The following is a 20,523-nucleotide window of genomic DNA, read 5'->3' as shown; positions in this document are numbered from 1 at the left end:
GGTGGCGCGTGATCCCGGCCGCGGCCTGATCGGCGCCGGCGTGGGAACGGCGGCGCCGTTTCACCGTCGACGACCACGACCTTCCGGTGCTGGGCTTGTGCTCCCCGGCACAATACGCAAGATCCTCAGTTGACGAGCCGCGCTGATCCGCATCGGCGCGGATTTGACTTGGGAAAGCTTCGCGGTCAGGCTGCGAGTCGCAGCAAAGCGCGAGCAAACCCCCCGTATTCGCGCCCGAGGGTTCCCACGTGCGTATCGTCGTCATCGGAGCCGGCATCATCGGCCTGGCCTGCGCCTACGCGCTCGTGCGCGACGGGCACGACGTGCGCGTCGTCGACCGGGCGCCGGAGGGCGACCGCACCTCTTTCGGCAATGCCGGCGGCATCGCCGTCACCGAGATCGTGCCGGCCTCCGTGCCCGGCCTGTGGAAGAAGGTCCCGGGCTGGCTCGTCGACCCGCTCGGACCGCTGGCGATCCGCCCCGGCCACGCGCCGCGGCTCGCGCCCTGGCTGCGCCGCTTCCTCGCCGCCGGACGCGAGGTCGACCGCATCGCCGCCGCGCTCGCTGCGCTCAACCGGCGCGTCTACGACGATCTCGTCCCGCTCCTCGCCGACATCGGCCTCTCCGGCGACCTGCACCGCGTCGGCGCGCTCACGCTCTACGAGCGCGAGGCGGCCTGTCTCGCGGACCGCTGGGAATGGGAGCTCAAGGCCCGCCACGGCTTCGCCCACGAGACCCTCACGGGCGAGGAGGCGCGCGCCCTCGAGCCCGCGCTCTCCCCGCGCATCGCCCGTGCGATCTACGACCCGAGCTGGTCGCACGTCTCCGATCCCCGCCGCATCGTGGACGGACTCGCGCGCTGGCTGCGCGAACGCGAAGTGCCCTTCCACCAAGCGGAGGCGACGGCCCTCGACCCGAAGCTCGACCGGGTGACGATTTCCCTCGATGACGGCACCGCGGGGGACGCCGACATCGTCGTCGTCGCCGCCGGCGCCTGGTCGGCGCGCCTCGCCGCCAGCGTCGGAGACCGCGTCCTGCTCGAGGCGGAGCGTGGCTACAACACCACGATCCCGGACCCGGGCGTCGCCGTCACGCGCCAGCTGATCTTCGCCGAGCGCAAGTTCGTCGCGACGCCGCTGTCCATCGGCCTGCGGGTCGGCGGCGCGGCGGAATTCGCCGGCCTCGACGCGCCGGCGAACTACGCCCGGTCCGAGCGCCTCGCCAAGCTCGCGAAGATCTACCTGCCCGATCTCGCGACCGAGGGCGGCTCCCGCTGGATGGGCAACCGTCCGTCCACGCCGGATTCGCTTCCCGTGATCGGCTGGTCTCCCGGCAAGGGCCGGGTGATCTACGCCTTCGGCCACGGCCATCTCGGCCTCACCCAGGCGGCGACGACGGGCCGGCTCGTCGCCGGCCTGCTTTCGGGCGCGACCGGCGACATCGACATGGAGCCCTATTCCATCGCGCGCTTCGCCCGCTGAGGGGGCTGGGCGCGCGACGCCCGCGCCTCGGCCGCGGCGCCGCCTCTCCGCCAGCCCTCCAGCAGCGCGGGCCGCAGGGCGTCGATCCGCGGCAGCGCGGCGTCTCCCACCGCAGGCGCCGGGGCGGGGATCGCCCCGGGCACGAAGCCGAGCGCCGCGAACGGCGCGAGCAGGGCCTCGTCGCGCGCGAGCACGTGCACGGGCACGGCGCGCGAGGCGTCCTCGCCCGTGATCAACGGCGCCGGCTGGTGGTCGCCCATCACGATCGCCACCGTGTCTGGCCCCAGCCGCTCGGCGACGAAGGCCGCCGCCGCGTCGATGGAATGGGCGACGGAGAGCGCGTATTGCACGCGCACCTTCTCCCGGTCGCGCCAGATCTCCCGCGGCTCCGGCGCACCGTCGGTCCAGCGCCGGTAGACCGACCCGTCGCCGAGGTCCTCCCACGGCACCACGTCCGGCACCGGCAGCCACGGCGCGTGGCTCGAGATCAGCGCCGCCATGGCGAAGACCGGCGGGCGGTCCGGCCGGTGGAGCTCCGTGTCGGCGAGGTGGTCGAGGGCGAACTGGTCCGGCACGATGCCCCAGTAGAAGAACGGGCCCTCGTAGCCCATGTCCGCGGCCTCGTAGGTCGCGTCGTAGCCGAGCAGCTTGCCCTCCGGCCAGGGCAGGGTGATCGCCGGCATCGACTGGACCGTGCGGTAGCCCGCGCGCGAGAAGTCGTCGACGAGGGTGCGCGGGTTCTCCGACAGGAAAAGGGCGTAGAGCGTCTGGTCGTCGATGAATCGGCCGGACGAGATGCTGGCGTGGTTGAGCCAGGACTGCCCGCCGGCGCTCGCCGCCACCATGCGGCCCGATGTCATGGCGAAGCCGGCCCCGCGCGCCGCCGCCTCGAAGGCGCCGAGGCGCGGCGCGATCGAAGCGGCGTAGGCGGGCGTGTCGAGGGCGGTGACGCCGTAGCTCTCGATGAAGATCAGCACCACGTCGCGCCCCGCGAGCGCGCCGAACAGGGCCTCGTCTGGGATGCCGTCGGCCGCGTCGCGGGCGAGGTCGGCGCGGAAGGCCGCGCGGCGCGCCAGCGCGAGGGAGACGCCCTCGACCTGCTGCGAGGCGGCGAGGCTCGCCGAGGCGCCCACCGGCCGCCAGCCGGGCAGGCCCTCCATGAAGGCCTTCTGCCCGCCGAACAGCGCGAGCGCGCCGGCCCCCAGCGCGAACATCGACGTCCGCGCCGCCGGCGCCGCGAACAGGCCCGCCACGCGGGCGAGCAGCCAGGCGAGGACGACATGCAGGGCGCCGAGCGCGACGAGAAGCGCCGCCACGGCGCCCCAGGCCCGCAGCGGCCCGAGCAGCGTCTCGGCGACGTCCATCGTCGCCGGCAGGAGCGAGACGTCGAGATAGAGGTTGAGCGGCCGGTCCACCATCGAGCGCGCGACGAGATCGCCGATGCGGATCGCCACCAGCAGCGTCAGCACTCCGGCGACGGCATGCAGGAGCCAGCCGGGCACGCGCCCCGCCTTCGCCCGCGTGAGCGCCAGCACGCCGAACGCCGCCCCGACCTCCAGCGCGAAACCGAGATGGAAGAGGCCGAACAGCGCGTCCGTGAAGGGCGGCAGGTTCACGGCGAGGCTCGCCGCGAACCACGCCGCCAGAAGGATCGCCGCCGCCGCGAGCGGGGAGGGGGAGCGGGAGGGGTCGTCGATGAGGGGCGCACGCGCCATGCCGGTTCCTTCGCCGTCGAAGGGTCTACGCGGGAGAGGGCGCGGCGGATGGGGGGAAGTCAAGCGGGGCTATGGGGTCACGGCCCGAGCACCGTCACTCCCAGGCCACGGGCCGCTGCGTCGAGGCGCTGGTCGCAGGTCGCCAGCGGCAATGCTCGACGCAGCGCCACCTCGAGATAGGCCCCGTCGTAGAGGGTCAGGCCGTGATCGTGCGCCAGCGTTCTCGTCGCCGACCAGGCGTGATCGGCCGTCTCGGTGTCGATCTCGATTTCGAGGTCGCTGAGATCCGCGATCGTCTGATCGGCGAACGCCATCGTACAGCGGCCACGCCGCACGGAGATGCGAAGCACGTTCGCGACTTCGAGCTTCCAGAGCGACGGCGCGATCGCGCCGCGCTCGATCGCATGATCCAGGACCGTGCGACCGGCCGGCGTCTGCTCGTCCTCGAAGAACCAGGAGAGCGCCATCGATGCGTCCAGGACGATCACTCCCCGCGCCGTCCTTCGTCGAGCATCTCGCGAATGCTCAGCCCGTCGAGCCGCACGCCTTTGCTTCGCGCCAGGATGCGCGCGCCGGCTTCTCGCGCTTTCCGGATCGTCGCCTCGGATCGCGTGGGCTGGATGACGACGTTCCCGTTCTCGACCGCGCATTCGACCGTCGCGCCCTTCGAAAGCCCGGCGTCGCGCACGACCTCCGCCGGCAGCCGCACGGCGAGGCTCTTGCCCCATTGCCCGATCGTCGACTTCGTCATTCGCGTTCTCCTCTGAGGATATCAATAGGATATCCCACCCGCGCCCGCAAGCCGCCTCATCCCCGCCCATCCGGTCTCCCCGCCGCGCCACCTTTGCCCCGCCGGCCGCTTCCGCTAAGCCTATCCGCGAAGCGGGCCCCGACGCCCGCCGCGGGGAGGGAACCGGCATGATCGACAAGACCGTCCCGACGCTGGAGGCGGCCGTCGCGGGCATTCGCGACGGCTCGACCGTGCTCGTCGGCGGCTTCGGGACGGCGGGGATGCCCTTCGCCCTCATCGACGCGCTCATCGCCCAGGGCGCGAAGGATCTCACCGTCGTCTCGAACAACGCCGGCAACGCGGATACAGGCCTCGCGGCGCTGCTGGCCACCGGGCGGGTGCGCAAGGTGATCTGCTCCTTCCCGCGCCAGCACGACAGCTGGGTGTTCGACGAGCTCTACCGCTCCGGGAAGATCGAGCTCGAGGTCGTGCCCCAGGGCAATCTCGCGGAGCGCATGCGTGCCGCGGGGGCGGGGATCGGCGCGTTCTTCGTGCGCACCGGTCACGGCACGCTGCTGGCCGAGGGCAAGGAGACGCGCACCATCGACGGGCAGGACTACGTCCTCGAATACCCGATCCGGGGCGACGTCGCGCTGATCAAGGCGCGTGCCGCCGACCGGCACGGCAACCTCGTCTACACCAAGACCGCCCGCAATTTCGGTCCGGTCATGGCGAGCGCCGCGGCGCTCACCATCGCCCAGGTTTCCGAAATCGTGCCCCTCGGCGCGCTCGATCCCGAAAGCGTCGTGACCCCCGGCATCTTCGTCTCGCGCGTCGTCGTCGCGCACGAAGAGACGCCCCCGTCCTGGTGAGGAGCGCCGCCGTGATGACGCCCGTGATCAACAAGCTCGACCGCAACGCCATGGCCGCCCGCGTCGCCCGCGACATCCCGGACGGTGCTTACGTCAATCTCGGCATCGGCCTGCCGACCCTCGTCGCCGACCACCTGCCCGAGGGGCGCGAGATCGTGCTCCACACCGAGAACGGCCTTCTCGGCATGGGCCCGCGCCCCGCGCCCGGCGAGGAGGATCCCGAGCTGATCAACGCCGGCAAGAAGCCGGTGACGACGCTGCCGGGCGCCTCCTTCTTCCACCAGGCGGACAGCTTCGCCATGATGCGCGGCGGCCATCTCGACATCTGCGTGCTCGGCGGCTTCGAGGTCTCGGTCGCGGGAGACCTCGCCAACTGGCACACCGGCAAGCCCGACGCCATCCCCGCCGTCGGAGGCGCCATGGACCTCGCCATCGGCGCCGAGCGCGTCTACGTGCTGATGGAGGCGCTGACCAAGGACGGCCGCCCGAAGCTCGTGCGGGAATGCACCTATCCGCTCACCGGCCGGGCCTGCGTCTCGCGGGTCTACACCGACCTCGCGACCTTCGAGATCACGCCCGACGGCGTGCTCGCGCGGGAGCTGGTGGAGGGCCTGACGCTGGGGGATCTGGAGGGGTTGCTGGGGGTGGGGCTGCGGGCGGGGTGAGGGCGCTCAGACGAAGGGATTGCGGATTTCCAGGCCGTTGATCACGCGCCCGTGCTGCATGTCTTCGGAATACATTACCCCACAACCATGGTTGATCACCGCGGCGAGAAGAAGTGCGTCGAAGAACGAGAAGCCGTCCGATCGAGCCAAGTCGACCCCGAGCCGATAGGTTTTCATCGTGATCGGGAGAGGCTTATCGACGGCGGCCAGAACACGGCCGATTACCCGGTTGATCCGATCCCAATCGGCGCCGTACTTTCGCCGAAGCACGTTCGTCGCCTCGTTCACGACCTGTACGCTGATGACGCCCCCGCTTCGGAGACGCTCACGCGCGATCTCGGCCTTGCGCCCGTCTTCTTGCGCATAAATGATGACGTTGGTGTCGAAGAACGCCTTCACCGCGCATTCGCTTCTTCGCGGTCGAAAACGTAGCCTTCGGGCCTGACGAGGTGCTCGGTGGCCATGGCGTCGACGGCGGCCTGCCGGCGATCGGCCTTGTCCAGGACGAGGCGATCACGACGAGCGGTAATTATTTCGACGTCGTCTCCGGGCGCGAGGCCGAGCTCGTCGACCACTGCTTTGGGTAGCCGTACGGCCAAGCTATCTCCCCACCTCGCAACGCGCATGGCTTCCTCCTCTCCTCTCAGATATCGTTGAAATGATATCATTGCCATGCCGAACCGTCCACGCTCGCATTGTCCCCGCCCGCCGATTGCGCTAATCTGAGCCGAAATCCGCTACAGCCGCAGAGCCTGCGCGCGGGGTTTCGCACGGAACCCCGCCTCTGGCGCGCGCGCGTGCGCTCACGGGAGGTCTCAACATGCGCATCGAGAACGATCCGAAGCTCGACTTCAAGGACGTGCTGATCCGGCCCAAGCGCTCGACGCTGGCCTCGCGCGCCGCCGTCGAAATCACCCGCACGTTGCGCTTCATGCATACCGGCTGCACCTGGACCGGCTTCCCGCTGGTGGCGGCCAACATGGACGTGACCGGCACGATGGGCATGGCGCGCGCGCTCCTCGCCCACGGGGCGATGGTCGCGCTGCACAAGCATTACCCCGCCGAGGCGCTGATCGACTTCTTCAACGGCCCCGATTCGGCCGCCGCCTTCTACACGGTGGGCACCGCCGAGGCGGACTGGGAGAAGTTCGCCGCGGTCAAGCGCCGGGCGCCGGTCGGCTTCCTGTGCATCGACGTCGCCAACGGCTACACCGAGAAGTTCGTCGAGATGGTCGAGAAGGCCCGCGCCGAGAACCCCGACGCGGTGATCATGGCGGGCAACGTCGTCACCGGCGACATGACCGAGGCGCTGATCCTGGCGGGCGCCGACATCGTCAAGGTCGGCATCGGCCCGGGCTCGGTCTGCACCACCCGCAAGATGACGGGCGTGGGCTATCCGCAGCTCTCCGCGGTCATCGAATGCGCCGACGCCGCCCACGGCCTCAAGGGCCTGGTCTGCGCCGACGGCGGCTGCACGGTGCCCGGCGACATCGCCAAGGCCTACGGCGCGGGCGCCGACTTCGTCATGCTCGGCGGCATGCTCGCCGGCCACGATGAATGCGAGGGCGAGATCGTGCGCGATGTGGTCGACGGCGTCGAGCAGCCGGCCAAGATGGTGTTCTACGGCATGTCCTCCGACACCGCGATGAAGAAGTACGCCGGCGGCGTCGCCGCCTACCGCGCCTCCGAGGGCAAGACCGTCACCGTGCCTTATCGCGGCCCGGTCGACGGGACGATGCAGGAGATCATGGGCGGCGTGCGCTCGATGATGACCTATATCGGCGCAACCAAGCTCAAGGAGGTGCCCAAGCGCACCACCTTCGTGATGGTGGGCGCGCAGCTGAACACGGTGTTCGGCAGCTGAGCGCGTCTTCTCCCGCCAAGGCGGGTCGAGCCGACCCGCGCGCGGCTTCGTCCGGCGCCCGCGCGGATTCGTCTGACGCTTGCGCGGCGAGCTCCGGGAAGTCCCGCGCCGGCTTCGGGGCGCTGAACAGGAAGCCCTGCACCTCCGTCAAGCCCACCGCGCGCGGGGCGTGCACGATCTCCTCGTAGCGCGGCGTCTCGCGGCGCGGCCCCGCCGCCGCCCGCCACCGCCGCAGCAACGCCTGCGCCTCCCGTGTCGGCGCGGGCCAGAGGCGTCGGGGGGAGGCGAACATGGGGGCGACCGGCTTCTTGTCGCACGTGCGAAAAAGATCCGTGCGACCTGCGAAGAATATGTAAACAGAGGTGCTTAGGAGGCCAAGTGCGGCGGCCGAAGCCGCGCGCCGCCCCCCGCGGGGGCCGTCCTCAGCCGGGCTCGTGCGCGCCGTCGGGGCAGGGCGCGCGCGGCGACGGCGCCATCGCCGCCTGGCGCGCGCGGGCGAAGGCGCGCGCCGGGAGGAAGCAGGGCATCAGCGTCGCCGCCGCGGCGAGAAGGAACACGCCTTCGCGCCCCAGCGTCGGCGACAGCGCCCCGCCGACGAGCGGCCCGATCATCGCCCCGAAGGTGAAGATCAGGAAGGTCGACCCGAACCCCGCCGAGGGGCGCTCCCAGAAGACGCGCAGGCTCCACACGCCGAGGAGCCCCGTCACGAAGATGAAGGCCGCGCCGAACACCGCCCCGGAGACGACGATCGCCGCGCCCGAGGCGGGGGCGAGGCCGATGAGCAGGCAGGCCGTGGCGATGGCGGCGTGCGTGCCGCGGGTGACGAGCGGGAGCCCGCGCCGGTTCACCGCGTCCCCGGTCAGCGCGCCGATGAAGCCCGATATTCCCGTGAGCGCCCAGAAGGCGATCTCCGGGCGCTGCAGCGCCCCGAGCGAGCCGCCGGCCTCGAAGATCGTCGCGATGGAGAAGGTCCAGTACACCGCCGTGGTCAGCCCCGCGATCAGCGCGCTGGCGTAGAGCGGCAGCGCCGCGGGCTTGATCAGGTCCGCGGCTCTGAAGGAGGGCGCCTGCGGCAGGCCGCGACCGGGCGGGTAGGGCGGCGCGAGCGCGATCGCGCCGGCCCCGAACAGCACGGAGGCCAGCGCGAAGGCGGCCCAGGCGTGCTGCCACAGGTCCGCCGGCACGAGCGCGAAGGGCGCGGCCAGGATCACGCCCGCGCCCGTGCCCGAGTTCATCACCGCGAAGAGCCGGTTGCGGCCCTCCTCCCGCGCCACGATCGACACCCAGTCGGAGAGTGCGGGGAAGACGAGCCCGGGGCTCGACCCGGCGAGCGCGACCCCGACGGCGAGAAGCACGAGCCCGTCGGCCAGCGAGACGATCGCGGCGCCGATCGACGCGGCGGCGACGCCGAGCACGATCGGCAGGCGCGGCCCGAAACGGCCGGAAGCCCAGGCCGCGGCGATGGTCGCGAGGACGTAGGAGGCGTAGGAGCCGCTGGCGACGAGCCCCTGCGTCGGCTCGTCCATCTGGAAGGTCTCGGCGATGCGCGGAAGGAACAGGCCGTAGCCGTAGCGCGCGATGCCGAAGGAGACGCCGACGAGCGCGAGGCCCGCGGCGGCCGTCCAGAACAGAGGGGGAAGGCGCATTTTTTCGCTCCGGGATGAATATACAGGCTTGTATAGCAGGCGCGATGTGATATGTCTAACCCCGCAACTGGGGATAGAGTCGCCCAGTCAACGTGCTAATCGTCCGATGTTCTAACCTCTCGCTACGGTAGTTTACCGAGCGAAAGAGCGGCGTATATTGCTCAAGTCGCGCAGAAACGAAGGCGTAGGTGACAATGACCGACAGCCGAACGACGATCGTCGAGCGATCGAACGAGCTTTTCTATCGATTGGGCTTCGTGGGGGTGAGCGTGGAGGCCGTTCTCGACGCCTCGGGCACCTCGCGCGGGACCTTCTACAAGCATTTCCGCGGCAAGCACGACGTCGCGCTCGCCGTGCTGGAGTACCGGGCCGACCTGTTCGAGACCGAGATCGGGCGGGCCGTGGACGGCGCGCCCGATGCGGCGGGCATCGCCGAGGGCCTGTTCGAGGCCCTGCGCGCCTGGCATGCGCGATACGGCGCGCGCGGCTGCCTGTTCCAGACCGCGGCCTCGGAATACGGCCGTCAGCACCCCGACGTCTTCCGCCTCGCCCGCGACCACAAGGTGCGCGTGCGCGGCCTGCTCGAGACCGCGCTCGCCCGGGCCGGGGCCCGGGACACGCGAGGGGCCGCCGAGCAGCTCCTGCTCCTGCTCGAAGGTGCGGTCGCGCTCGGCCAGTTCGACGATCAGCAACGCCAGATCGATGCGGCCAGGCGCGCCGCCTTGGCCTTGATCTCAGGCGTGAGAGCATGAACGCCTTCGCGCCCGACCACCCACCCCCTTCCCCCCCGGCCCGTTCCGTCCTAAACCCCGCACACGACGCGAACCGGCCGCGGCGGCGCTCGTTCCGCCACGGCCACAGGAACGGCCAGGCCAGACATGAACCTCTTCGCCCTATTCGAGGCCCGCGTGGCCGAGGCGCTCGCTCGGCTCGTGGAGGCCGGCGCGCTTCCCGCGGGGCTCGACCACGCCCGCGCGGTGGTGGAGCCGCCGCGCGATCCCGCGCACGGGGACCTCGCGACGAACGCCGCCATGGTGCTCGCCAAGGACGCCGGGACGAAGCCGCGCGACCTCGCGGAGAGGATCGCCGCCGACTTGCGGGAGGATCCGCGCATCGCAGCGGTGGAGATCGCGGGGCCGGGCTTCATCAACCTGCGTCTCGCGCCGTCCGTCCTGCACGACGTGCTGCGCGCGGCGGTGCGCGAGGGCACGGGCTATGCGCGCGGCGGCGCGGGGACGGGCGCGAAGATCAACGTCGAGTACGTCTCGGCGAACCCGACGGGCCCGCTTCATGTCGGCCACGGCCGCGGGGCGGTGTTCGGGGACGCGCTGGCGAACCTCCTCGCCTTCGTCGGCGAGGACGTGACGCGCGAATACTACATCAACGACGCGGGCGCGCAGGTCGACGTGCTCGCCCGCTCGGCCTACCTGCGCTACCGCGAGTGCCTGGGCGAGGACATCGGCCAGATCCCGGATGGGCTCTATCCCGGCTCCTACCTGATTCCCGTGGGCGAGGCGCTGGAGGAGATCCACGGGCCCGGCCTGCTCGAGCAGGACGAGGAGACCTGGCTCCCCATCGTGCGCGACACGGCCATCGACATGATGATGGGGATGATCCGCGCCGACCTCGCCGCGCTCGACATCAAGCACGACGTGTTCTTCTCCGAGCGCTCGCTCGCCGCCGGCGAGACCGACGACATCGAGAGCGCCATCGCGGACCTGCGCGCGCGCGGCCTGATCTACGAGGGCCGGCTCGAGCCGCCCAAGGGCGTGAAGGACGAGGAGTGGGAGGACCGCGAGCAGACGCTGTTCCGCGCGACCCGGTTCGGCGACGACACCGACCGCGCGCTGCTCAAGTCCGACGGGTCCTACACCTATTTCGCCGCCGACATCGCCTATCACCGCTCGAAATACCTGCGCGGTTTCTCGGAGATGATCGACGTCTGGGGCGCCGACCACGGCGGCTACGTCAAGCGCATGAAGGCGGCGGTGGCCGCCGTGACCGGGGGCGAGGGGGCGCTCGACGTCAAGCTCTGCCAGCTGGTGCGGCTCCTGCGCGGCGGCGAGCCGGTGAAGATGTCCAAGCGCGCCGGCGATTTCGTGACGCTGCGCGACGTGGTCGACGAGGTCGGCCGCGACGCGGTGCGCTTCATGATGCTGATGCGCAAGAACGACGCGACGCTCGACTTCGACCTCGCCAAGGTGGTCGAGCAGTCGAAGGACAACCCGGTCTTCTACGTGCAGTACGCCCATGCGCGCTGCTCGTCGATCTTCCGGCAGGCGGCGGAGCAGATGCCCGGCGTCGATTTCGGGCCCACGGTGCTGGCGCAGGCGGACCTCTCGATCCTCTCGGACGAGGCCGAGCTCGACATGCTGCGGCGGATCGCCCTGTTCCCGCGCACGATCGAGCAGGCGGCCGGCGCGCACGAGCCGCATCGCGTGGCTTTCTACCTTTACGACCTCGCCGCTTCGCTGCATCAATTATGGAACAAGGGCAAAGACTTGCCGCAATTACGGTTTGTTAATCAAGCCGACCGACAGTCCACGCAGGCCCGGCTGGCCCTGGCCCACGCCGTGCGGTGCGTCATCGCTTCGGGGCTGTCGATCCTCGGCGTGTCGGCGCCCGACGAGATGCGCTGAGCGGTCATCGGGCCGGGCGCGCGGGACGGCGCCGAGACTGACGGGGCCAGGGACGAGAAGGGTCGAGCGCGATGAGCGACAACGCGAGAAGGCGGCTTTCCATCGATCTCGACGAGATCGAGCGGCAGCTCCGGCAGGGCGGCGGCCAGCCGCAGGCGGGCGCCCCGTCGCAGAAGGCGGACCCGCTCTCCGAGCTCGCCCGCATCGTCGGCCAGGACGACCCGTTCGGCGCGCTCCTCGACGAGGACCAGGCCCGCCGCGGCCGCGCGCCGCAGACGGGGCAGGGAAGCGAGCGCCACGCGCCGCCGGCCGTCGAGCCCGATCTCTATCAGGACGACGTGCGGGCCGAATACGCGGCGCACGGCTTCGACGTCGACGACCCGTATGCCGAGGACGGGGCCGTTCGCGAGGACTACGCGGAGGCCGCGCACGACGACGGCTATGCCGAGGACGTCTACGACGACGGCTACGCCCCGCACGACGATGCGGCCGACTGGGCCGGCGACGGCGCGGTCTACGAGGAGGAGGAGGCGCCCCGCCGCGGGCTCGGCCGCAAGAGCCTCGTCACCGCGGGCGCGCTCGTGGTCGTCGCCCTGGTCGGCGTGGGGAGCGCCCTGTGGTTCGCCGGCAGCGTCGAGCAGGATTCCGACGCGCCTCCCCTGATCGCGGCCGATTCCGAGCCCGCCCGCGTCGCGCCCGCCGATCCCGGCGGCGTCGAGATTCCGAACCAGGACACCGCGCTCCTCGACGCGCGCGACGGTGGCGAGAGCCGCGTCGTCGACCGCGAGGAGCAGCCGGTCGACATCGCCGGTCTCGCGACCGAGCCGGTCGAGCCGGCGCGCGAGGCTCCGCGCGTCGTTCTGCCGAGCCCGGGCGCCGCGCCCGCGCAGCCGGCGGACCGGGCCGAGGACCCGATCGGCCAGGCCGTCGCGGAGGACGGCCTCGGCGCGCTCTCGAACGGCCTGCAGCCGCCGCTCGTCACCTCGCCGGCGGTCGCCGCCCTCGGCGAGCCGCGGCGTGTGCGGACGGTCACGGTGCGCCCGGACGGCACGATCGTCGCTCCCACGGGCCTGCAGCCGGCGACGTCCGCAGCCGCGCCCGCGCCGGAGACGGCGCCCGCGCCGGCTCCCGCGACGGAGCCGATCGAGCCGCTGGCCACGGCGCCCGCCGCCGAGCCCGTTCCCGTCGCGCCCGCCCCGGACGATCTGCCGTCCCCCGCGGCCGACGATCTGCCGCCGCCGACGCAGACCGCCGCCGCGGAGCCCCTGCCGGCGCCGCCCGTGCCGCCGCCGGCGCCCACGCGCAGCGCACCCACGCAAACCGCCGCCGCGCCCCAGCCCGCCGCTCCGGCGCCGCAGCCGGCCGCGCCGTTGCAGCTCTCGGCCTTGCAGAACGCCGCCCCGGCTGCGCCCGCGGCGCCGGTGGCAAGCGGCCCGACCGGCGGCTACGCCGTCCAGCTCGCCATCCGCGGCTCCGAGGATCGCGCGCGCCAGGCGTTCGACCAGCTCCAGGCGCAATATTCCGCGATCATCGGCGACGGCCAGCCGATCATCCGCCAGGCGGTGGTGAACGGGAACACGATCTTCCGCGTGCGCGTCGGCGCCTACTCGCTGGAGCGCGCGACGCAGGCCTGCGACCAGATCAAGGCCGCGGGCGGCGACTGCTTCGTCGCGCCGAACCGGTGACGCGGTCCCGGGCCGCCGAGCGGCCCGGGACGAGCGATCTTCAGCTCTCGAACGCCTGCGCCAGCGCCGTCATGGTGGGCTCGTCCGTCAGGTCGAGCTTCAGCGGCGTCACCGAGATGCGGCGCTCGTTGATCGCCCAGAGATCCGAGCCGTGGCCCGGCGTCGTCTGGGCGCGGGCGAAGGCGATCCAGAAATAGGGGTTGCCGCGCCCGTCGCGACGCTCGTCGATCTTGAGGAGTTCCTGGTTGCGCAGGCCCTGATGGGTGATCGCGACGCCCTCGACCTTCTCCGGCTCGCAATCCGGGAAGTTGATGTTGATCAGCGTGTGCTGCGGGACCTCGAGGCCGAGCACCTTCGAGACCACGCCCGCCCCGTGCGCCTCGGCGCAGGCCCACTTGATCGCCGTGCGCCCGCCGGCGCCGTAGGCCTGGGAGAGCGCGATGGAGCGCACGCCGAGCATGGTGCCCTCGATCGCCGCCGCGATGGTCCCGGAATAGGAGACGTCCTCGGCGACGTTCTGGCCGCGATTGACGCCCGAGAGGACGAGATCCGGCTTGCGGTCGGCCATGATGTGGCGGATCGCCATGATCACGCAGTCGGTGGGCGTGCCCTTGATGGCGAAATGCCCCTCCGACGTCTCGCGCAGGCGCAGCGGGTCGTTCAGCGAGAGCGAGTGCGAGACGCCGGACTGGTCGGTCTCCGGCGCGACGACGGTGACGTCGTCGGAGAGCTGGCGCGCGATCTTCTCCAGGCTCTTGAGGCCCGGCGCGTGGATGCCGTCGTCGTTGGTGCAGAGAATTCGCATGAGGTTCAGGCTTTCTCGATTCGGGTCGTGCCGCCCATATAGGGCGCGAGCGCCGACGGCACGGTGACCGAGCCGTCCTCGTTCTGGTAGGTCTCGAGCACGGCGATGAGCGCGCGCCCGACGGCGACGCCCGAGCCGTTGAGCGTGTGGACGAAGTGCGGCTTGCCCTCGCGGCGGAAGCGCGCCTGCATGCGCCTTGCCTGGAAGTCCCCGCAATTCGAGCAGGACGAGATCTCGCGATAGGTGTTCTGTCCGGGCAGCCAGACCTCGATGTCGTAGGTCTTCCTCGCCGAAAAGCCCATGTCGCCGGAGGAGAGCGTCATCACCCGGTAGGCGAGGTCGAGCCTGCGCAGCACCGCCTCGGCGCAGGCGAGCATGCGCTCGTGCTCCTCGTTCGACTGCTCCGGCGTCGTGATCGAGACGAGCTCGCACTTGGCGAACTGGTGCTGGCGCAGCATGCCGCGGGTGTCGCGCCCCGCCGCGCCGGCCTCTGCGCGGAAGCAAGGGGTGAGCGCGGTGAAGCGCAGGGGCATGCCCTCCTCCGGGAGGATCTCCTCGCGCACGAGGTTGGTGAGAGAGACCTCGGCGGTGGGAATGAGGCCGAGGCGGTTCTCGCGCGGGGCGTCGAGCTGGTCGCCCTTCACGGCCCAGAACTGATCGTCCTCGAATTTCGGCAGCTGCGCGGTCCCGTAGAAGGCCTCGTCGCGGACCATCAGCGGCGGGGCGACCTCGAGGTAGCCGTGCTCCTGCGTGTGGAGGTCGATCATGAACTGGCCGAGGGCGCGCTCGAGCCGCGCGAGCCCGCCCTTCAGCACGACGAAGCGCGAGCCGGAGAGCTTCGCAGCGGTCTCGAAGTCCATCAGGCCCATGGCCTCGCCGAGCTCGTAATGCTCCTTGGCGGCGTTGGCGCGCCGGGGCTCGCCCCAGGCCGAGCGCTGGACGTTGGCGCTCTCGTCGGGGCCGACGGGGACCTCGTCGCCGGGGAGATTGGGGATGCCGGCGAGCGCCTCCTCGAGGGCGGCGACGGCCTCCTTCTCGGCATGCTCGAGCTCGCCGAGCCGATCCTTCAGGCCGGCGACCTCGGCCATCAGGGCCTGCGCGCGATCCTCGTCCCTGGCCTTCTTGGCCGCGCCGATCTCCTTGGAGAGCGCGTTGCGGCGCTCCTGCGCGGACTGCGCCTCGGCGATGACGGACTTGCGGCGGTCGTCGAGCGCGATCAGCTCGGCGGAGCGGGGCGCGAGGCCGCGCTTGGTCAGCCCGTCGTCGAAGGCCTGCGGGGTCTCGCGGATGGCGCGTATGTCGTGCATGTCTCTCGAACCGGCGCCGGGACTGGAGGGCGGCGCCGATCGAGGGGCTCTAGCGCCTCAATCGGCCGCCTCGCGCGCGGCCTCGGCTTCCGCGCGCTTCTTCTCGACCATGCGGACGGCGAAGATGGAAGCCTCGTAGAGAAGCAGGGTCGGGATCGCAAGGGCGAACTGGCTGATCACGTCGGGCGGCGTGAACAGGGCGGCGATCACGAAGACGAAGACGATGGCGTATTTGCGCTTGTCCTGCAGGAAGGCCGAATCGATGATCCCCGCGCGCGCCAGCAGGGTGAGCACGACCGGCAGCTGGAAGCAGATGCCGAAGGCGAAGATCAGCGTCATGATCAGCGACATGTACTCGCTGACCTTGGGCAGGAACTCGATCGTCGGCGCGCCCTCGATGGCCAGCTGCTGCATCCCGACCGAGAAATGCATCAGCAGCGGCATGGCGATGTAGTAGACCACCAGCGCGCCCGTGCCGAACAGGACCGGCGTCGCGATGAGATAGGGCAGGAAGGCGTCGCGCTCGTTCTTGTAGAGGCCCGGCGCGACGAACTTGTAGATCTGCACCGCGACGTATGGAAAGGCGAGGAAGGCCGCGCCGAAGACGGCGACCTGGATCTGGGTGAAGAGGTACTCGAGCCCGTGCGTGTAGACGAGCCGCGCCAGCTCCGGCGAGCCGACGGCGTTCACGTAGGGCTGGACCAGGATGTTGTAGATGAACTTCGCGAAGCCGAAGCAGGCGAAGAACAGCACCACGAAGGCGATCAGCGAGCGGATCAGCCGCTGGCGCAGCTCGATCAGGTGCTCGATCAGAGGCGCGCGCGAGGCCTCGATGTCGTCGGGCTTGACCGAGAGCGTCACGGCTTGACCTCTTCCTTCTCGGCCGACGCGGACGCGGCGACGGGAACGGGCGCGGCGGCGGGCGGCGGGGGCGCGGCCTTGGCGCCGGGATCGTCGCCGGCGGAGGCGGCGGGCGCGGGCTTCTCCTGCGAAGGCTTGGACTCGCCCGCGTCAGGGGCCTTGGCGTCAGGGGCCTTGGCGTCGGAGGTCTTGGAATCGGAGGTCTTGGAGTCGGAGGCCTTGGTGAACGACACCTTGCCGTCGGGGGACTGGACGACCGACGCCTTGGCGTCCGATTCCTTGGCGAGGCTCGGCCCCTCGGCCTTCTTCTCCCCCGGCTTGCCCTCCACCGAGCGCTTGATCTCGTCGCGGGCGGCCTTGGCCGGGTTGAGGCCGGCCTGGGCGGCGCGATTGATGCCCTCGACCTCCTTGCGGACGCTGTCGAGCTCGGCCTCGCGCATGGCCTGGTTGAACTGCCCCTGGAACTCGGACGCCATGCGCTTGATCTTGCCGACGGCCTGGCCGACGGCGCGCAGGGTGCGGGGCAGATCCTTCGGACCGATGACGATCAACGCCACCGCGCCGACCAGCATCATCTCGCCCCAGCTCAGATCGAACATGGCTTCCTGCCCCGGGATCGCGCGCGGCGGGCGCACGCGTTACGTTGCGTCATGCGGAACGCGCCGCGCTGCAGCGGATGCAGCACGACATCTCTTCCGACGCGACGCCGCCTGAAAGGCGCGTCCTCAGCCCGCCTTGTTGGCGTTGGCGTTCTGCGCGGTCTGCGCGGTCTCGCCCGGCTGATGCTCGATCGAGCGCGCAGGCTCGTTCGACTGGTTCTGGACCGCCTGGCTCTCGTCGTCGGCCATGCCCTTCTTGAAGGCCTTGATGCCCTTGGCGACGTCGCCCATCATCTCGGAGATCTTGCCGCGGCCGAACAGCAGCACGACGATCAAGCCGACGACGATCCAGTGCCAAATGCTAGCGCCACCCATACCTAGTCCTCCACCGCCGGACGCCCGGCGTTCCTCTCGTGCGAGGCCGCCAACCTAGTGGCGACCCGTGGCGAAAACAAGAACTTCCGCCGGATCGACGTCGATTCCGACGTCCTGGCCGGCATCCGGACGATATGCCTCACGGCTGCGCGCCTGCAACGGCGCATCGAGGCCCTGCACGACGACGTGGACGAGGTCGACCTCGCCGAGGAAGCGCCGCGCGGTCACCCGGCCGGGGATGCAGAATCCCGGCGCGCGCAGCCGGATCGCCTGCGGGCGCACGCACACGATCGCGGCTTCGCCGTCCGCGATCCCCGGCGCCGCGAAGTGGCCGAGCGGCGTCTCCACCCGCCCGCGCGTCACGACGCCCTCCACCTCGTTGAAATCGCAGAAGAATCGCGCCGCGAACAGGTCCGCCGGCCGGCGGTAGATCGTCTCGGCGGGCCCCTCCTGCACGATCCGGCCCGACCGCATCAGCACGATCCGGTCGGCGATGCGCATCGCCTCCTCCGGATCGTGGGTGACGACGATGGTGGTGGCGCCCGTCTCGCGCAGGATGGCGACGGTCTCCTCGCGGATGGAGTCGCGCAACCTGCGATCGAGGTTGGAGAAGGGCTCGTCCATCAGCAGCACGCCCGGGCGCGGCGCGATGGCGCGGGCGAGCGCGACGCGCTGCTGCTCGCCCCCGGAGAGGACGTGGGGGAACTCGTTCATCAGCCGCTCGAGCCCCACCCGCGACAGCGCGCGCTTGGCCGAGGCGAGCGCGTCCGGCTTGGCCAAGCCCTTGAGGCCGAAGAGCACGTTGTCGAGGATGCTCATGTGGGGAAACAGCGCGTAGTCCTGGAACATCAGACCCACGCCCCGCGCCTCCGGCGGCACGAACCGCGCCTCCCCGCTCACCTCCTGCCCGTCCAGCAGGACCCGTCCGGCGGTGGGCCGCTCGATCCCCGCCGCCACCCGCAGCAGCGTCGTCTTGCCGCAGCCGGAATGGCCGAGCAGGCACACGAGCTCGCCCGGCTCGACGCAGAGCGTCACCCCGTCGAGGGCGCGGGTGACGCCGTAATCCACATGCACGTCCTCGAACGCCACCTGCGCCGGAATCGACGCGCCCGCGGTGCCCCGCTGGCCGAAACGGCCGAAGGTCAGGCGGTCGGTGAGCGTGGCGGGGGTGGGTTTCATGCGGGGCCGGGGTTTTCGCGGGGTGTGGGGGATATGTGCGATATCGGGGGGCGTTTGTCGACGGGGGGGGGCGCCGCGCTCGGCGAGCGCCGCGCAGAGCGGCGACGCCGCCTCGGCGGGATGCTCTTGCCCGGGACCGGGGCGGCTTTAGGGTGGCCGGGGCGGCGCCGAATCGCGGCCGGACGCCGCGAGACGCCCACACGACGGACGCGCCAAGGACCCCCCGATGCCCCGCGCCATGATCCTCGGCCTCGCCGGCCCGACCCTCTCGCCCGCCGAGGCCGCGTTCTTCCGCGAGGCGGACCCGTGGGGCTTCATCCTGTTCCGCCGCAACGTCGAGAGCCCGGCCCAGGTCGCGGCGCTCACGCGCGCCCTGCGCGAGGCGGTGGGGCGGGACGCGCCGATCCTGGTCGACCAGGAGGGCGGGCGCGTGCAGCGGCTCGGGCCGCCGCATTGGCCGAAGCATCCGCCGGCCGCCGTCTACGACCGCCTCGCGCTGCCGCTGGAGGAGAAGCTCGACCTCTGCCGCCTCGGCGCGCGGCTGATCGCGGCGGAGCTGGCGCAGGTCGGCATCGACGTCGATTGCCTGCCCTGCCTCGACGTGCCGGTCCCGGGGGCGGACGCGGTGATCGGGGACCGCGCCTATGCCGACGATCCGGCGCGGGTCGCGCGCTTCGGCCGCGCGGCGGCGGAGGGCCTCCTCGACGAGGGGGTGCTGCCGGTGATCAAGCATCTGCCGGGGCACGGCCGCGCCGGGGTCGACAGCCACAAGGCGCTGCCGATCGTCGAGGCGAGCGAGGAGGCGCTGGAGAGCGCGGACTTCGCGCCCTTCGTGGCGCTCGCCGACATGCCGCTCGGCATGACCGCGCACGTGGTCTACACGGCCGTCGACGCGCGGGCGCCGGCGACGCATTCGGCGCGGGTCGTCTCCGAGGTGATCCGCGGCCTGATCGGCTTCGACGGCCTCCTGATGACCGACGATCTCGGCATGCACGCGCTCGGCGGCGGCTTCGACGAGCGCGCGGCGAAGGCGCTCGCCGCCGGCTGCGACGTGGCGCTGCACTGCTCCGGCGCCATTCGCGAGATGGAGGCCGTCGCCTCCGTCGCGCCGGTTCTCGCGGGGGAGGCCGCCCGCCGGGCCGAGGCCGCCCTCGTCGCCCGGGGGCGCCGGGCCGCGCCCATCGATCTTGTGGACGCCCGCGCGCGCCGCGACGCGGCGCTTGCGACGCTTCGCTGAACGGGCGAGTCTCCTCGGTCGAACGGGGAGATTCGCACAGAGTGGACGCGCCGCGCACCATCGGCTTCGACGAGGAGGGCAGGGGCCCCGTCCGCGAGGACGGCGAGCCGGCGCTCGTCGTCGACGTCGGCGGCTACGAGGGGCCGCTCGATCTCCTCCTCGACCTCGCCCGCCGGCAGAAGGTGGACCTGCGCGAGATCTCGATCCTGGCGCTCGCCGAGCAGTACATCGCCTTCATCGAGGAGGCCCGGCGCCTGCGGCTCGAGCTCGCGGCGGATTATCTCGTCATGGCGGCCTGGCTCGCCTACCTGAAGTCCCGCCTGCTGCTGCCCGAGCCGCCGAAGGGCGAGGAGCCCTCGGCGGAGGAGCTCGCCACCGCGCTCGCCGAGCGCCTGCGCCGGCTCGAGCTGATCCGCGCCGCCGCGAAGGCCCTCGACGCGCGCGAACGGCTGGGGCGGGACGTCCACGCCCGCGGCGCGCCCGAGCCCATCGCCATCCGCACCCGCCCGCTCTACGAGGCGAGCCTCTACGACCTTCTGAAGGCCTATGCGCAGCAGCGCCAGAAGCAGGCGGCCTCGCGGGTGACCATGCGCCGGCGGGTGGTCTGGTCGCTGGTCGAGGCGCGCGAGACGCTGGAGCGGCTCCTCGGCCACGCCGTCGACTGGTGCGTGCTCGACGACTGGCTTCTCGAGTACATGACGACGCCCGCCCTGCGCGCCACGGTGCGGGCCTCGGCGCTCTCGGCCTCCCTCGAGCTCGCCCGCGAGGGCAAGGTCGTGCTGCGCCAGGACCGCACCTTCGGCCCGATCTGGCTGAAAGCCGAGACCCGCCGCGAGGACCAGCCTGCGCTGGAGGATGCGTGA

General features: G+C 71.5%; 21 protein-coding genes. 9 read left to right on the top strand and 12 right to left on the bottom strand.

The genetic code is table 11. The features are described 5' to 3' along the window. The first annotated feature begins 248 nt into the window (after positions 1-248). The gene (locus tag ABL310_RS13685; protein ID WP_349367568.1) at positions 249-1,481 is read left to right on the top strand and encodes an FAD-dependent oxidoreductase; all 1,233 of its coding nucleotides are present in this window, start codon (positions 249-251) and stop codon (positions 1,479-1,481) included. Here ABL310_RS13685 and ABL310_RS13680 read toward each other — a convergent pair. The 3 genes from ABL310_RS13680 to ABL310_RS13670 form a co-directional block, all read right to left on the bottom strand. Then, positions 1,454-3,196 (bottom strand): hypothetical protein, encoded by a 1,743-nt coding sequence (locus tag ABL310_RS13680; RefSeq protein WP_349367567.1) that lies wholly within the window; start codon positions 3,194-3,196, stop codon positions 1,454-1,456. The genes ABL310_RS13685 and ABL310_RS13680 overlap by 28 nt on opposite strands. Before the next feature lie 77 nt (positions 3,197-3,273). Next, positions 3,274-3,684, bottom strand: a complete 411-nt coding sequence (locus ABL310_RS13675) for a type II toxin-antitoxin system VapC family toxin (protein WP_349367566.1) — start codon at positions 3,682-3,684, stop codon at positions 3,274-3,276. After that, the gene (locus tag ABL310_RS13670) at positions 3,681-3,947 is read right to left on the bottom strand and encodes an AbrB/MazE/SpoVT family DNA-binding domain-containing protein (protein WP_349367565.1); all 267 of its coding nucleotides are present in this window, start codon (positions 3,945-3,947) and stop codon (positions 3,681-3,683) included. The genes ABL310_RS13675 and ABL310_RS13670 overlap by 4 nt, the downstream gene beginning before the upstream one ends. A 167-nt stretch (positions 3,948-4,114) precedes the next feature. Here ABL310_RS13670 and ABL310_RS13665 point away from each other — a divergent pair, with 167 nt between their 5' ends. Then, complete coding sequence (locus ABL310_RS13665; RefSeq protein ID WP_349367564.1) at positions 4,115-4,798, top strand: 3-oxoacid CoA-transferase subunit A; 684 nt, start codon at positions 4,115-4,117, stop codon at positions 4,796-4,798. A 14-nt stretch (positions 4,799-4,812) separates the two neighbouring features. Beyond that, positions 4,813-5,463 carry a 3-oxoacid CoA-transferase subunit B gene (locus tag ABL310_RS13660; protein WP_349372060.1) on the top strand — a complete coding sequence of 217 codons (651 nt, stop codon included), beginning with the start codon at positions 4,813-4,815 and terminating at the stop codon, positions 5,461-5,463. Positions 5,464-5,469: 6 nt separating this feature from the next. Here ABL310_RS13660 and ABL310_RS13655 read toward each other — a convergent pair whose 3' ends face one another. Beyond that, positions 5,470-5,862: a PIN domain-containing protein gene (locus ABL310_RS13655; protein ID WP_349367563.1), complete on the bottom strand. Its 393-nt coding sequence runs from the start codon at positions 5,860-5,862 to the stop codon at positions 5,470-5,472. After that, complete coding sequence (locus tag ABL310_RS13650) at positions 5,859-6,089, bottom strand: AbrB/MazE/SpoVT family DNA-binding domain-containing protein (protein ID WP_349367562.1); 231 nt, start codon at positions 6,087-6,089, stop codon at positions 5,859-5,861. Before ABL310_RS13650 ends, ABL310_RS13655 begins: the two co-directional genes overlap by 4 nt. 194 nt (positions 6,090-6,283) lie before the next feature. On the opposite strand from ABL310_RS13650, the gene ABL310_RS13645 reads away from it, so the two are divergent. Then, complete coding sequence (locus ABL310_RS13645) at positions 6,284-7,327, top strand: GMP reductase (RefSeq protein ID WP_349367561.1); 1,044 nt, start codon at positions 6,284-6,286, stop codon at positions 7,325-7,327. A gap of 422 nt (positions 7,328-7,749) precedes the next feature. On the opposite strand, the gene ABL310_RS13640 is transcribed toward ABL310_RS13645, so the two are convergent. Next, on the bottom strand, positions 7,750-8,973 hold the full coding sequence (locus ABL310_RS13640) for an MFS transporter (RefSeq protein ID WP_349367560.1): 1,224 nt from the start codon (positions 8,971-8,973) through the stop codon (positions 7,750-7,752). A gap of 194 nt (positions 8,974-9,167) precedes the next feature. Here ABL310_RS13640 and ABL310_RS13635 point away from each other — a divergent pair, with 194 nt between their 5' ends. The 3 genes from ABL310_RS13635 to ABL310_RS13625 all read left to right on the top strand — a co-directional run bounded on the left by ABL310_RS13635 (position 9,168) and on the right by ABL310_RS13625 (position 13,297). After that, on the top strand, positions 9,168-9,725 hold the full coding sequence (locus tag ABL310_RS13635) for a TetR/AcrR family transcriptional regulator (RefSeq protein ID WP_349367559.1): 558 nt from the start codon (positions 9,168-9,170) through the stop codon (positions 9,723-9,725). Between the two features lie 126 nt (positions 9,726-9,851). Continuing rightward, entirely contained in the window at positions 9,852-11,612 is a 1,761-nt protein-coding gene (argS, locus tag ABL310_RS13630) for an arginine--tRNA ligase (RefSeq protein ID WP_349367558.1), read from the top strand. Positions 11,613-11,683: 71 nt separating this feature from the next. Then, positions 11,684-13,297 carry an SPOR domain-containing protein gene (locus tag ABL310_RS13625; protein WP_349367557.1) on the top strand — a complete coding sequence of 538 codons (1,614 nt, stop codon included), beginning with the start codon at positions 11,684-11,686 and terminating at the stop codon, positions 13,295-13,297. A 40-nt stretch (positions 13,298-13,337) separates the two neighbouring features. Here ABL310_RS13625 and surE read toward each other — a convergent pair whose 3' ends face one another. From surE to ABL310_RS13595, 6 genes are all read right to left on the bottom strand, one after another. Beyond that, positions 13,338-14,102, bottom strand: a complete 765-nt coding sequence (surE, locus tag ABL310_RS13620) for a 5'/3'-nucleotidase SurE (protein ID WP_349367556.1) — start codon at positions 14,100-14,102, stop codon at positions 13,338-13,340. Positions 14,103-14,107: 5 nt separating this feature from the next. Next, the gene (gene serS / locus ABL310_RS13615) at positions 14,108-15,409 is read right to left on the bottom strand and encodes a serine--tRNA ligase (protein ID WP_349367555.1); all 1,302 of its coding nucleotides are present in this window, start codon (positions 15,407-15,409) and stop codon (positions 14,108-14,110) included. 57 nt (positions 15,410-15,466) lie between these two features. Then, a complete protein-coding gene (gene tatC, locus ABL310_RS13610; RefSeq protein WP_349367554.1) occupies positions 15,467-16,270 on the bottom strand; it encodes a twin-arginine translocase subunit TatC in 804 nt (267 codons plus the stop codon). Beyond that, complete coding sequence (gene tatB / locus ABL310_RS13605; RefSeq protein WP_349367553.1) at positions 16,267-16,869, bottom strand: Sec-independent protein translocase protein TatB; 603 nt, start codon at positions 16,867-16,869, stop codon at positions 16,267-16,269. The genes tatC and tatB overlap by 4 nt, the downstream gene beginning before the upstream one ends. Positions 16,870-16,995: 126 nt before the next feature. Then, on the bottom strand, positions 16,996-17,244 hold the full coding sequence (locus ABL310_RS13600) for a twin-arginine translocase TatA/TatE family subunit (RefSeq protein WP_349367552.1): 249 nt from the start codon (positions 17,242-17,244) through the stop codon (positions 16,996-16,998). A gap of 54 nt (positions 17,245-17,298) precedes the next feature. Next, positions 17,299-18,423: an ABC transporter ATP-binding protein gene (locus ABL310_RS13595; RefSeq protein WP_349367551.1), complete on the bottom strand. Its 1,125-nt coding sequence runs from the start codon at positions 18,421-18,423 to the stop codon at positions 17,299-17,301. Between the two features lie 226 nt (positions 18,424-18,649). Between ABL310_RS13595 and nagZ the strand changes: the two genes are divergently transcribed. After that, entirely contained in the window at positions 18,650-19,660 is a 1,011-nt protein-coding gene (gene nagZ / locus ABL310_RS13590) for a beta-N-acetylhexosaminidase (RefSeq protein WP_349367550.1), read from the top strand. Between the two features lie 41 nt (positions 19,661-19,701). Further along, positions 19,702-20,523, top strand: a complete 822-nt coding sequence (locus ABL310_RS13585) for a ScpA family protein (protein WP_374730329.1) — start codon at positions 19,702-19,704, stop codon at positions 20,521-20,523.

It is taken from the genome of Salinarimonas sp. (genome assembly GCF_040111675.1).
GTDB lineage: Bacteria > Pseudomonadota > Alphaproteobacteria > Rhizobiales > Beijerinckiaceae > Salinarimonas.
This window is presented reverse-complemented; position numbering and strand designations above follow the sequence as displayed.

What these genes read in the sequence shown, in the direction of transcription:
- nagZ (WP_349367550.1), top strand. Translation starts at nt 18,650, where the DNA reads ATGCCCCGCGCCATGATCCTCGGCCTCGCCGGCCCGACCCTCTCGCCC.
- ABL310_RS13595 (WP_349367551.1), bottom strand. Translation starts at nt 18,423, where the DNA reads ATGAAACCCACCCCCGCCACGCTCACCGACCGCCTGACCTTCGGCCGT.
- ABL310_RS13680 (WP_349367567.1), bottom strand. Translation starts at nt 3,196, where the DNA reads ATGGCGCGTGCGCCCCTCATCGACGACCCCTCCCGCTCCCCCTCCCCG.
- serS (WP_349367555.1), bottom strand. Translation starts at nt 15,409, where the DNA reads ATGCACGACATACGCGCCATCCGCGAGACCCCGCAGGCCTTCGACGAC.
- tatB (WP_349367553.1), bottom strand. Translation starts at nt 16,869, where the DNA reads ATGTTCGATCTGAGCTGGGGCGAGATGATGCTGGTCGGCGCGGTGGCG.
- ABL310_RS13600 (WP_349367552.1), bottom strand. Translation starts at nt 17,244, where the DNA reads ATGGGTGGCGCTAGCATTTGGCACTGGATCGTCGTCGGCTTGATCGTC.
- argS (WP_349367558.1), top strand. Translation starts at nt 9,852, where the DNA reads ATGAACCTCTTCGCCCTATTCGAGGCCCGCGTGGCCGAGGCGCTCGCT.
- ABL310_RS13670 (WP_349367565.1), bottom strand. Translation starts at nt 3,947, where the DNA reads ATGACGAAGTCGACGATCGGGCAATGGGGCAAGAGCCTCGCCGTGCGG.
- ABL310_RS13625 (WP_349367557.1), top strand. Translation starts at nt 11,684, where the DNA reads ATGAGCGACAACGCGAGAAGGCGGCTTTCCATCGATCTCGACGAGATC.
- ABL310_RS13645 (WP_349367561.1), top strand. Translation starts at nt 6,284, where the DNA reads ATGCGCATCGAGAACGATCCGAAGCTCGACTTCAAGGACGTGCTGATC.
- surE (WP_349367556.1), bottom strand. Translation starts at nt 14,102, where the DNA reads ATGCGAATTCTCTGCACCAACGACGACGGCATCCACGCGCCGGGCCTC.
- ABL310_RS13635 (WP_349367559.1), top strand. Translation starts at nt 9,168, where the DNA reads ATGACCGACAGCCGAACGACGATCGTCGAGCGATCGAACGAGCTTTTC.
- ABL310_RS13640 (WP_349367560.1), bottom strand. Translation starts at nt 8,973, where the DNA reads ATGCGCCTTCCCCCTCTGTTCTGGACGGCCGCCGCGGGCCTCGCGCTC.
- ABL310_RS13650 (WP_349367562.1), bottom strand. Translation starts at nt 6,089, where the DNA reads ATGCGCGTTGCGAGGTGGGGAGATAGCTTGGCCGTACGGCTACCCAAA.
- ABL310_RS13660 (WP_349372060.1), top strand. Translation starts at nt 4,813, where the DNA reads ATGACGCCCGTGATCAACAAGCTCGACCGCAACGCCATGGCCGCCCGC.
- ABL310_RS13665 (WP_349367564.1), top strand. Translation starts at nt 4,115, where the DNA reads ATGATCGACAAGACCGTCCCGACGCTGGAGGCGGCCGTCGCGGGCATT.